This window comes from Pseudomonas sp. GW822-FHT01E03, assembly GCF_058802985.1.
The window spans coordinates 211608-222955 of the sequence record NZ_JBXAOQ010000001.1 but is presented as its reverse complement, the minus strand read 5'-3'; the positions used below and the strand labels follow the sequence as shown (position 1 = coordinate 222955).

General features: G+C 59.1%; 8 protein-coding genes. 1 reads left to right on the top strand and 7 read right to left on the bottom strand.

Annotated features, from left to right (window positions below):
• Window positions 1–4: 4 nt before the first annotated feature.
• Complete coding sequence (locus AC1RP7_RS00945; protein ID WP_057715002.1) at window positions 5–964, bottom strand: AAA family ATPase; 960 nt, start codon at window positions 962–964, stop codon at window positions 5–7.
• A gap of 286 nt (window positions 965–1250) precedes the next feature.
• A complete protein-coding gene (locus tag AC1RP7_RS00940; RefSeq protein WP_057715001.1) occupies window positions 1251–1604 on the bottom strand; it encodes a hypothetical protein in 354 nt (117 codons plus the stop codon).
• Between the two features lie 503 nt (window positions 1605–2107).
• On the opposite strand from AC1RP7_RS00940, the gene AC1RP7_RS00935 reads away from it, so the two are divergent.
• Complete coding sequence (locus tag AC1RP7_RS00935; protein WP_090455035.1) at window positions 2108–7006, top strand: NAD-glutamate dehydrogenase; 4899 nt, start codon at window positions 2108–2110, stop codon at window positions 7004–7006.
• A gap of 90 nt (window positions 7007–7096) precedes the next feature.
• On the opposite strand, the gene AC1RP7_RS00930 is transcribed toward AC1RP7_RS00935, so the two are convergent.
• The 5 genes from AC1RP7_RS00930 to pdxR all read right to left on the bottom strand — a co-directional run bounded on the left by AC1RP7_RS00930 (window position 7097) and on the right by pdxR (window position 11269).
• The gene (locus tag AC1RP7_RS00930; protein WP_493180845.1) at window positions 7097–7672 is read right to left on the bottom strand and encodes a hypothetical protein; all 576 of its coding nucleotides are present in this window, start codon (window positions 7670–7672) and stop codon (window positions 7097–7099) included.
• A 145-nt stretch (window positions 7673–7817) separates the two neighbouring features.
• Complete coding sequence (locus tag AC1RP7_RS00925; protein WP_493180846.1) at window positions 7818–8531, bottom strand: ATPase; 714 nt, start codon at window positions 8529–8531, stop codon at window positions 7818–7820.
• Between the two features lie 228 nt (window positions 8532–8759).
• Window positions 8760–9179 (bottom strand): cupin domain-containing protein, encoded by a 420-nt coding sequence (locus AC1RP7_RS00920; RefSeq protein WP_340316314.1) that lies wholly within the window; start codon window positions 9177–9179, stop codon window positions 8760–8762.
• 239 nt (window positions 9180–9418) lie between these two features.
• Window positions 9419–9712 carry a putative quinol monooxygenase gene (locus AC1RP7_RS00915; RefSeq protein WP_057714996.1) on the bottom strand — a complete coding sequence of 98 codons (294 nt, stop codon included), beginning with the start codon at window positions 9710–9712 and terminating at the stop codon, window positions 9419–9421.
• 123 nt (window positions 9713–9835) lie between these two features.
• Complete coding sequence (gene pdxR / locus AC1RP7_RS00910; RefSeq protein WP_057714995.1) at window positions 9836–11269, bottom strand: MocR-like pyridoxine biosynthesis transcription factor PdxR; 1434 nt, start codon at window positions 11267–11269, stop codon at window positions 9836–9838.
• Between the last annotated feature and the right edge of the window lie 79 nt (window positions 11270–11348).

Sequence of the window (11348 nt, the reverse complement as noted above, 5' to 3'; positions counted from 1 at the left end):
GGGGTCAAGCGACGGCTACGACGTCGAGAATCCGCTGGACCACACGGTCCTGATCGATGCCAGCGGCTTCGGCTTCAAAGGAAAGAATGATGCGATGGCGCAGCACGTCGAACAGCACGGCCTGGATGTCTTCCGGGCTGACGAAATCACGCCCGGCCAGCCAGGCGTGGGCGCGGGCGCAGCGGTCCAGGGCAATCGAACCTCGGGGGCTGGCGCCGTAGGCGATCCACTCGGCCATCTCCGGATCGAATTTGGCCGGGGTGCGGGTGGCCATGACCAGTTGTACCAGGTACTCCTCCACGGCGTCGGCCATGTACAGACCGAGGATTTCCTTGCGCGCGACAAAAATCGTCTGTTGAGTAACCCGACGCTCAGGCTTCGCTTCGCCGTTCAGGGCTTCTCCACGGGCTTGCTGCAGAATCCGGCGCTCGACAGTGGCATCGGGAAAGCCGATTTTCACGTGCATCAGGAACCGGTCAAGCTGGGCTTCCGGCAACGGGTAGGTGCCTTCCTGCTCGATCGGGTTCTGCGTGGCCATCACCAGGAACAGCGGCGACAGCTCGTAGGTGCTGCGCCCGACACTGACTTGCCGCTCGCCCATGGCTTCGAGCAAGGCCGACTGGACCTTGGCCGGGGCACGGTTGATTTCGTCCGCCAATACCAGGTTGTGGAAGATCGGGCCTTGCTGGAACACGAAGCTGCCGGTTTCCGGGCGGTAGATTTCCGTACCGGTAATGTCGGCCGGCAACAGGTCAGGAGTGAACTGGATGCGGTGGAACTGCGCTTCGATGCCTTCGGCAAGTTCTTTGATGGCCTTGGTCTTGGCCAGGCCAGGAGCACCCTCGACCAGCATATGGCCGTCGGCGAGCAGGGCGATGAGCAATCGCTCGATGAGTTTTTCCTGGCCGAGAATCTGCGTTGAAAGAAAGGTTCGCAGCGCTAGCAGCGCTTCACGATGTTCCATCGATGACTGTTCCTGCAAAAGGGTGGCCGAGGACGTTCGAAATGCGCCAGGGCTGGGGGCGTTACTTTAATCCATCGCGGGGGGTGGCGACTAACGGCATTTTGCGCAAAGTGCGGGAAAAGATGGGTGAAATTGTTGGAGGTTCGTTCCATTTCAGTATTGTGGCGGGCTTACTGACGCCATCGCGAGCGAGCTCGCTCCCACGGGGGACCACGCCGTCACTGAGGCATGCAATCAAATGTGGGAGCGAGCTTGCTCGCGATGAGGTCGGAACAGGCGCTGATATTCAGAGCTGGCTAATGAAGGTGCCAGTGCCATCAAGAATGTTCTTCAAGGTCAGCTCAACTTCATCCATATCCACCATGTCGGCATCAAAGGTGATTTCCAGTACATCGTCGCCGTTGAGCGCATCGGCATCAGCCGCGGCAATTTCGATCTTCAGCAGGGAAGGGCTTAGGGTGACTTTCACGCCGTCGAGGGTCGAAGGCTCGCCGTCGAGGGTGATTTCCAGCTCGTCTTCATCCGGGTAGCGGCTCATCAGGAACATTTCGCCCTGGTCGCTGTGGCAGCAGAGCATGGCCATGTTGTCTTCTTCGTCGTCGCAAGGGTTGACGATCAAGAGGGCAGTTTTCATTTTCATGGGAAATTCCTGGTTCGACGAGCGTGGTAAACGCAATAACGGGCGATTCTGCCAGCCCGCGCACATTTCTGCTTGTCCGAGTGTCAATGACCGGGTCGTGGACGGCCAGAGTGTTACTGGTCATTTCTGGTACGCATGTCCCGTAAAGCCGGACGGAAAACCGTCATTTTCCTGTGCGAATGCTAGTGTTGTTCGATGCGCATGCGTTGAGCAGCGTACCGTTGACCGAATATGTCGCAGCACCGCAAGCACGGGCCTTGCCGCACTCGTTAAGCTGCGCAACGGATGAGCACCCGTAAAGACATTGCGCTGCACGCAGTCCAGTCGTTTTTGCAGATGCCCATTCACGGAAGGTGAATGTGACCTGAGTGTCTCGTCCAGCTTCACCCACCTGTCACCCTGTTTCCTCTGCCCGAGAATCAGGAACCGGGTGACGGACCACCCCGAAAGCGGTTTTGCACGCGACGCTTTCATCAATAACAAGCCCAAGCGGAGTACCACAGATGGCGTTCTTCACCGCAGCCAGCAAAGCCGACTTCCAGCACCAACTGCAAGCGGCACTGGCGCAGCACATCAGTGAACAGGCACTGCCACAAGTGGCGCTGTTTTCTGAACAATTCTTCGGCATCATTTCCCTTGACGAGCTGACCCAGCGTCGGTTGTCCGACCTTGCTGGCTGCACCCTTTCTGCATGGCGCATGCTTGAGCGCTTTGATCACGCGCAGCCGCAAGTGCGCGTCTACAACCCTGATTACGAACGCCACGGCTGGCAGTCGACCCATACCGCGGTCGAAGTGCTGCACCACGACCTGCCTTTCCTGGTGGACTCGGTGCGTACCGAGCTGAACCGCCGCGGCTACAGCATCCATACCCTGCAAACCACCGTGCTGAGCGTGCGTCGTGGCAGCAAGGGCGAGTTGCTGGAAATCCTGCCTAAAGGCACCCAGGGCGACGACATTCAGCAAGAATCGCTGATGTACCTGGAGATCGACCGCTGCGCCAACACCGCCGAGCTCAATGTGCTGAGCAAAGAGCTGGAGCAGGTGCTCGGTGAAGTCCGCGTGGCCGTCGGCGATTTCGAGCCGATGAAGGCCAAGGTCCAGGACATCCTGACCAAGCTGGACAACAGCCAGTTCGCCGTCGATGGCGACGAGAAGAACGAAATCAAGAGCTTTCTGGAATGGCTGGTGGGCAACCACTTCACCTTCCTCGGCTACGAAGAGTTCGTGGTCAGCGACGAAGCCGATGGCGGCCATATCGTCTACGACAAGGACTCCTTCCTCGGCCTGACCAAGCTGCTGCGTGCCGGCCTGACCTACGATGACCTGCGCATCGAAGACTACGCCGTGAACTACTTGCGCGAACCGACCCTGCTGTCGTTCGCCAAGGCCGCGCACCCAAGCCGTGTACACCGTCCGGCTTACCCGGACTACGTGTCGATCCGCGAAATCGACGCCGACGGCAAGGTCATCAAGGAATGCCGTTTCATGGGTCTGTACACCTCGTCGGTGTATGGCGAGAGCGTGCGGGTGATCCCGTACATCCGCCGCAAGGTCGAGGAAATCGAACGTCGTTCCGGTTTCCAGGCCAAGGCTCACTTGGGCAAGGAACTGGCGCAGGTGCTCGAAGTGCTGCCGCGCGACGATCTGTTCCAGACCCCGGTGGACGAGCTGTTCAGCACCGTGATGTCGATCGTGCAGATCCAGGAACGCAACAAGATTCGCGTGTTCCTGCGCAAAGACCCGTACGGCCGTTTCTGCTACTGCCTGGCCTACGTGCCGCGTGACATCTATTCCACCGAAGTGCGCCAGAAGATCCAGCAAGTGCTGATGGATCGCCTGAAAGCCTCGGACTGCGAGTTCTGGACCTTCTTCTCCGAGTCCGTGCTGGCCCGCGTGCAGTTGATTCTGCGCGTCGACCCGAAAAACCGCCTCGATATCGACCCGCTGCTGCTGGAAAAAGAAGTGGTGCAGGCCTGCCGCAGCTGGCAGGACGACTACGCCGCCCTGACCGTTGAAAGCTTCGGTGAAGCCCATGGCACCAACGTGCTGGCCGACTTCCCGAAAGGCTTCCCGGCCGGTTACCGCGAGCGTTTCGCAGCCCACTCGGCTGTGGTCGACATGCAGCACCTGCTGAGCCTCAACGAAAAAAATCCGCTGGTGATGAGCTTCTACCAGCCGCTGGGTCAGGTTTCCGGCCAGCGCATGCTGCACTGCAAGCTGTACCACGCCGATACCCCGCTGGCGCTGTCCGACGTGCTGCCGATCCTGGAAAACCTCGGTCTGCGCGTGCTGGGTGAGTTCCCGTATCGCCTGCGCCACAACAGTGGCCGCGAGTTCTGGATTCACGATTTCGCGTTCACCGCCGCCGAAGGCCTGGAACTCGACATCCAGCAGCTCAACGACACGCTGCAGGACGCATTCGTCCACATCGTGCGTGGCGATGCCGAGAACGACGGGTTCAACCGTCTGGTACTGACCGCCGGCCTGCCATGGCGCGACGTGGCGCTGCTGCGTGCCTACGCCCGCTACATGAAGCAGATCCGTCTGGGCTTCGACCTGGGCTATATCGCCAGCACCCTGAACAACCACACCGATATCGCTCACGAGCTGACCCGGTTGTTCAAGACCCGTTTCTACCTGGCGCGCAAGCTGACCGGCGAAGATCTGGGGGACAAGCAGCAACGCCTGGAACACGCGATCCTCAGCGCCCTGGACGATGTCCAGGTACTGAACGAAGACCGCATCCTGCGTCGCTACCTGGACCTGATCAAGGCCACCCTGCGCACCAACTTCTACCAGACTGACGCCAACGGCCATAACAAGTCGTACTTCAGCTTCAAGTTCAACCCGCACTTGATTCCCGAGCTGCCCAAGCCTGTACCGAAGTTCGAAATCTTCGTTTACTCGCCGCGCGTCGAAGGCGTGCACCTGCGCTTCGGCAACGTGGCCCGTGGTGGCCTGCGCTGGTCCGACCGTGAAGAAGACTTCCGTACCGAAGTCCTGGGCCTGGTAAAAGCCCAGCAAGTGAAGAACTCGGTCATCGTGCCGGTGGGTGCGAAGGGTGGCTTCCTGCCGCGTCGCCTGCCACTGGGCGGCAGCCGTGACGAGATCGCGGCCGAGGGCATCGCCTGCTACCGCATCTTCATTTCGGGCCTGCTGGACATCACCGACAACCTGAAGGACGGCGCCCTGGTGCCGCCGGCCAACGTCGTGCGTCATGACGACGATGACCCGTACCTGGTCGTAGCGGCGGACAAGGGCACTGCGACCTTCTCCGACATCGCCAACGGCATCGCCATCGACTACGGTTTCTGGCTGGGTGACGCGTTTGCGTCCGGTGGTTCGGCCGGTTACGACCACAAGAAAATGGGCATCACCGCCAAGGGCGCGTGGGTCGGCGTACAGCGCCACTTCCGCGAGCGCGGCATCAATGTCCAGGAAGACAGCATCACCGTGGTCGGTGTCGGCGACATGGCCGGTGACGTGTTCGGTAACGGCTTGCTGATGTCCGACAAGCTGCAACTGGTCGCAGCGTTCAACCACCTGCACATTTTCATCGATCCGAACCCTGAGCCGGCGTCGAGCTTCGCCGAGCGTCAGCGCCTGTTCGACCTGCCACGTTCGGCCTGGTCGGACTACGACACCAGCCTCATGTCCGAAGGCGGCGGCATTTTCTCCCGTAGCGCGAAGAGCATTGCGATTTCCCCGCAAATGCAGGAACGCTTCGATATCCAGGCCGACAAGCTGACCCCGACCGAACTGCTCAACGCCTTGCTCAAGGCACCGGTGGATCTGTTGTGGAACGGCGGTATCGGTACTTACGTCAAGGCCAGCAGCGAAAGCCACGCCGATGTCGGCGACAAGGCCAACGATGCACTGCGGGTGAACGGCAACGAACTGCGCTGCAAAGTCGTGGGCGAGGGCGGTAACCTGGGCATGACCCAACTGGGTCGCGTCGAGTTCGGCCTCAATGGCGGCGGTTCCAACACCGACTTCATCGACAACGCCGGTGGTGTGGACTGCTCCGACCACGAAGTGAACATCAAGATCCTGCTCAACGAAGTGGTTCAGGCCGGCGACATGACCGACAAGCAACGTAATGAGTTGCTGGCGAGCATGACCGACGAAGTCGGTGGTCTGGTGCTGGGTAACAACTACAAGCAGACTCAGGCCCTGTCGTTGGCAGCCCGCCGTGCATTGCCGCGGATTGCCGAATACAAGCGCCTGATGAACGACCTGGAAGGTCGCGGCAAGCTGGATCGCGCCATCGAGTTCCTGCCGGCCGAAGAAGCGATCAACGAGCGCATCGCCGAAGGTCATGGCCTGACCCGTGCCGAGCTGTCGGTGCTGATCTCGTACAGCAAGATCGACCTCAAGGAGCAGTTGCTGGGCTCCCTGGTGCCGGACGACGACTACCTGACCCGCGACATGGAAACCGCTTTCCCGCCAACACTGGTGAGCAAGTTCTCCGCGGCGATGCGTCGTCACCGTCTGAAGCGCGAAATCGTCAGCACCCAGATTGCCAACGATCTGGTCAACCACATGGGCATCACCTTCGTTCAACGACTCAAAGAGTCGACCGGCATGAGCCCGGCGAACGTGGCCGGTGCTTATGTGATCGTGCGTGACATTTTCCACCTCCCGCACTGGTTCCGTCAGATTGAAAACCTGGACTACAAGGTTTCCGCCGACGTACAACTGGAACTGATGGACGAGCTGATGCGCCTGGGCCGTCGCGCCACGCGCTGGTTCCTGCGTGCCCGTCGCAACGAGCAGAACGCTGCCCGTGACGTCGCGCACTTCGGTCCGCATCTGGCGGCGTTGGGCCTCAAACTCGACGAATTGCTCAGTGGCGAGATCCGCGAAACCTGGCAGACCCGTTATCAGGCGTACGTCGAAGCCGGTGTACCGGAGTTGCTGGCGCGCATGGTGGCGGGCACCACGCACCTGTATACGCTGCTGCCGATCATCGAGGCTTCCGACGTGACCGGCCAGGATCCTGCCGACGTGGCCAAGGCCTACTTCGCCGTGGGCAGTGCACTGGACATCACCTGGTACCTGCAACAGATCAGCGCTCTGCCGGTTGAAAACAACTGGCAGGCCCTGGCCCGTGAAGCGTTCCGTGATGATGTCGACTGGCAGCAACGTGCGATCACCATCTCGGTCCTGCAACAGGGCGACGGTTCCCAGGAGGTGGAAACACGCCTGGACCTGTGGATGCAGCAGCATGAAGGCATGATCGAACGCTGGCGTGCCATGCTGGTGGAAATCCGTGCCGCCAGCGGCACCGACTACGCCATGTACGCGGTGGCCAACCGCGAACTGCTGGACCTGGCGTTGAGCGGTCAAGCGGTGGTGCCTGCCGCCGTCGCCGCCGCCGAGCTGGAACCGGCTGCCTGATCAGGCGTTGAATGAAAAAGCCCCGCATCGAGAGATGCGGGGCTTTTTTCATTCAAGGGGCAAGACAACACGCGGGCCCATGTTTGGAACTCAGTTGTAGGGTGTAGAGCTTGCGGGCGAAGAGACCTGCCTTTCCAGAATTTCCAGCTCGAACTTGGCAATGTCGCCGGACTTGTCGGTGAAGCACCTGCTGTACGCCGGATCACGCCAGATTTCTTTTTTGATAATGGCGGCGTTGCGTGCTTTCAAGTGAACGGTGGCTGTGTCACCGCTCAAATCATCAAGCGTGATGATTTGCTGATTGCTGTCCAGCAAATTGAAGGAGGTGGTATCACCGCCGGCGGCCGGGAAGGCGCCCAGGACGCCATGTTCGTTCTTGCTAAAATATTTTTGATAGTAGGCTTCGCTCAAAATCTGCATGTTGTAGTAGTCGTCATAACACCAGAAGTGGATGACCATGGCCGGCCTTTTTCTGCCACCTACAGGGAGCAGTTCTCGGCTTACAGGATCATAGGCTTCGAAGGTAGACACTATATTTGGCGGGATCGGCGATTTGAGTCTCTGAGGTTCAAAATGCCTCGAGTTCAATATCTGGTCAAAAAATGTCATGTTGACACCATTGCACTTGATGCGGGCAATGAAGGATCTTTCCTGGTCTTTAGTCATTGAGACTTCCCTGTCTGTAGAAAACGGTTGGTCGCGCTTTAACGCGGATCTAAAGATAGCGCTAATCGAAAGTCATGGTTTTGATTAATTGTGAGCAAACCCTTCCTGTCCTGGTCAGGGTTTACTCACATTATCTGCCTTAGTCTTAATACAATTTCCGCTCTGAGGTCTGGTGGATCATCGAGACGTTACTTGTCGGGCTAGTCAATAAATTGCTGAGCGACTGGTCAAACTTCTGCAATGCCCTTACTTGCACATTTTGTTGCTCGTTGATATCGGCAACAATCTCTTCACTGCGTTTATAGTCCGCCCATACCGGGCTGAGCGCTCTGGCGTCATAACCTTGTGCGGTGCCAATGTAGTTGAAGTGCCTGTCATAGAAATCGGCACTGACTTTGGACTCGACGTCCGAACTGCGCGAGGTGATCAATTGGCTGCGGCTGTCGACAATGGCTACCACATCCGGTTTCGCCGCCTTGAGGCTCTGCATGTCCGGGTACACGGTGACCGATCCGAATTGGCGTTGAAGCGAGGCTTTGACCCAATCCACCGCGAGGTCGGGTCTGGAGGTGGCGACATAGGCGTCGTGGATCTCCCGTACCAGCAGACTCTGGCCGAAACCCGTGCCGGCATTGGCCTGGTAATCCTGTAGATAGGCACGGTTAGCCTGGGTGTTTTGGCTGTACACCACGCCCAGGGCCACATTGCTGCCGTTGGGAATACGAGTCGCGTTGCTGCGGCCGACCGGTTCGGTGAACACACTTTCCAGCGAAGGCCCCGCAGAGGGTGCGGTGGGAACCGAGCAGCCAGCCAAAAGCGCAGCTGATAGGGTAAGCGTACTGACAAATGCAAGTTTCATTGTGTTACTCCAGTGAAACAACATCAGTAAGGAAGTTGGAATTGCCGCAAGTGTTCGGCAGTTGCTCCAGACTAAACCGCAAAGTGAAGAATGAAATAGCCAATTGCGTGCTTATTGGCCGGCCCATAGTTTTGTTTGGTTTAAACAAGTCGGGTTAATTGCCCCGGGAATTAAAAACGCCCGAATAGCGAATTTGGGCGTGTTTATTTATGGCTATTCGATCAGCGATCAGTTTTTCAGGGGGACCAGCACCTGTTCGTCCGGCGACAACACCATGAACACCAGCAACTTGGCAGGCTCGGTAACGCTGGCGTTTTTCGATACCAGATGCTCGGAGCCGGCTGCTTCGTACCAGTATTCGCCCGCCTTGTACGTCACTGCTTTCTCGCCTTTCACGTGAGAGGTGACAGACCCTGAAAGGACGTAGGCCATGGCTGTACCGTCGTGCTTGTGGGCAATGGACGATTGGCCGGGCTTGTAGTCGACTTCGATCATCAGCGCTTTTTTGCCCGGCACGTTTTTCAGCATGTGGTCCTGCAATACCGTGACTTTTTCCGAGGGGTCACCGGCTTCATGGGCGAATGCCGGGGCACCGATGGTCAGGGTCAGGGCAACAAGGGGAGCGGCACAGAAGCGCAATACGTTCATGGTTCATTACCTGCGTTGGATAAGTGGTCAGGAACCAATCTAGTCCGCCGCGAGGGGCAATCAAACAGCCAATATTCGGGAAGGCCAGGGGACCAATGTCTGGGCAGCTCGCTCCAGCGGGGGGTAATTCTGTAGGAGCGAGCTTGCTCGCGATGGATTCAGATTCGCCGCGTTTAACCAGGAAGCACGCGTTATCGTTGACGACCATCGCGAGCGAGCTCGCTCCTACAAGGGGGGGCCTAGCGGATCGGAAAGCTGTTGAAGTCGACGGAGTTGGCCAGTTGGCAATCGATCAGGTCGATGAAACCCTGGACTTGCGGGCTGTTGAAATGCGATCGCATGGCCTCTTCCGATTGCCAGTGGGCGCTGACGGTCCAGCGATTGCTGTCCTCGGGGCAGCGGTCGACCATATAGGATTCGCACCCGGGAAGTTCACGCAGGGTTTCGACAATCTTTTGCAGTTGCTTACCCAGTTCATCCGAGCGCCCGGCGGCGGCTTGTACCTGTACGGTATTGATCACTTCATGGGACATTGCTCACACTCCTGAATCAGGCCGGACGAATCCTGCTCATTGAGGGATAACGCCTATGCAGGATAGGCCCGGCCCCCGGGACCGCCAATAGCCAATCCCCGGATAAAACCGCAGGCCAATCCGTCAGGCCACTTGCTGCAGGATGTCGCGCAAACGGTCCAGGGCGATGTCGATGTCGAGGGTTTCGATGGCGCCAAAACCGAAAAAAAGCCCGGCCCTGGGCGTTTCCTGATAGAAAAAGCTGTCGATGGCATATAGCCCGACTTCGACTTTTTTCGCCAGTTCGATCACCAATGGAATATCCATCGGCACTTTGCACATCACCACCATGTGGAAGCCGGCAGTGGACGGTACCGCCTCCAGCCAGGGCGAAAGATCGCCGGCCATGCGCGCCAGGATCCGCTCGCGGCGCCCGGCATAGATCGTATGGCAGCGCCGGATGTGCTTGAGCAGGCAACCTTCGGCGATGAACTTGGCCAGCGCCCATTGGGGCAGGGTCGAGGTGTGCAGGTCGGTGAGCTGCTTGGCGCGCACCACGGCCTCGAGGATCGCCGGCGGCAGGATCCCGTAGCCGAGCCGCAGTTCCGGTAACAGGGTTTTGGAGAACGTCCCGACGTACGCGACGATTCCCCGTTCATCCATGCTTTGCAGGGAATCGGTGGGGCGGCCTTCATAGCGGAACTCGCTGTCGTAGTCGTCCTCGATGATGATCGCACCCAACTCATGGGCCTTGGCCAGCAGTGCTTCCCGGCGCGCCTGACTCATCGGCATGCCCAGCGGGAACTGGTGCGACGGGGTGACGTAGATCAGGCGCGTACCGCGAGGAATCTGGTCCACCACAATGCCTTCGGCGTCCACCGGTACGCCAATGACCGTGGCGCCATGGGTGCCGAACAGCAGGCGCGCCGGCGGGTAGCCGGGGTCCTCCATGGCGACCAGGCTGCCCGGACTGATCAGCACCCGGGCAATCAGGTCCAGCGCCTGCTGCGCACCGTTGCACACCACCACATCCTCATCCTGACAATTGACCCCGCGGGAGAACGCGATGTGCTGCGCAATGGCGTTACGTAGCGCCGGCAAGCCCTCGGGCTGGCTGTATAAGCCCTTGGAACCGGCAATCTGGCGCAGTGCATGAGAGGTGCAGCGCCGCCAGTCATCCTGGGGAAACTGGCCCTTGCTGGTGGCGCCACCAATGAAGTCGTAGCGCAGCGAGCCTTCCAGGGTCGGATGACGCAGAAACACCGGCAGGTTGCGCCAGTACTCGATCACCTCGAAGCCGCCGAGTTCGGTGTGGTTCTGTTTACGCTGCACCTTCGACGAGCGCGCGTTGACATAGGTGCCTTTGCCGACCACCCCGGTGAGGAAGTTTTCGTAAGTCAGTTGGGCGTAGGTGTCGGAAATGGTCTTGCGCGAAATACCCAGTTGTTCGGCCAGCAAGCGGCTGGGGGGCAGTTGTGTCCCGGCGGTCAGGCGACCGGACTCGATAGCGCTGCGCAGTTGGTTGTACAGCTGGCCGGCCAGGTCCTTGCGACCGTTGATGACAACATGTAGTTCCATACCGGCGAGGCTCCGGGGCTGTTGGGCGCGTGTGCGTCGCGCAAGATTACCCCTATCCGCTTGTGGTACAGAAGTTGTG

What these genes read in the sequence shown, in the direction of transcription:
- AC1RP7_RS00945 (WP_057715002.1), bottom strand. Translation starts at nt 964, where the DNA reads ATGGAACATCGTGAAGCGCTGCTAGCGCTGCGAACCTTTCTTTCAACG.
- AC1RP7_RS00940 (WP_057715001.1), bottom strand. Translation starts at nt 1,604, where the DNA reads ATGAAAATGAAAACTGCCCTCTTGATCGTCAACCCTTGCGACGACGAA.
- AC1RP7_RS00935 (WP_090455035.1), top strand. Translation starts at nt 2,108, where the DNA reads ATGGCGTTCTTCACCGCAGCCAGCAAAGCCGACTTCCAGCACCAACTG.
- AC1RP7_RS00930 (WP_493180845.1), bottom strand. Translation starts at nt 7,672, where the DNA reads ATGACTAAAGACCAGGAAAGATCCTTCATTGCCCGCATCAAGTGCAAT.
- AC1RP7_RS00925 (WP_493180846.1), bottom strand. Translation starts at nt 8,531, where the DNA reads ATGAAACTTGCATTTGTCAGTACGCTTACCCTATCAGCTGCGCTTTTG.
- AC1RP7_RS00920 (WP_340316314.1), bottom strand. Translation starts at nt 9,179, where the DNA reads ATGAACGTATTGCGCTTCTGTGCCGCTCCCCTTGTTGCCCTGACCCTG.
- AC1RP7_RS00915 (WP_057714996.1), bottom strand. Translation starts at nt 9,712, where the DNA reads ATGTCCCATGAAGTGATCAATACCGTACAGGTACAAGCCGCCGCCGGG.
- pdxR (WP_057714995.1), bottom strand. Translation starts at nt 11,269, where the DNA reads ATGGAACTACATGTTGTCATCAACGGTCGCAAGGACCTGGCCGGCCAG.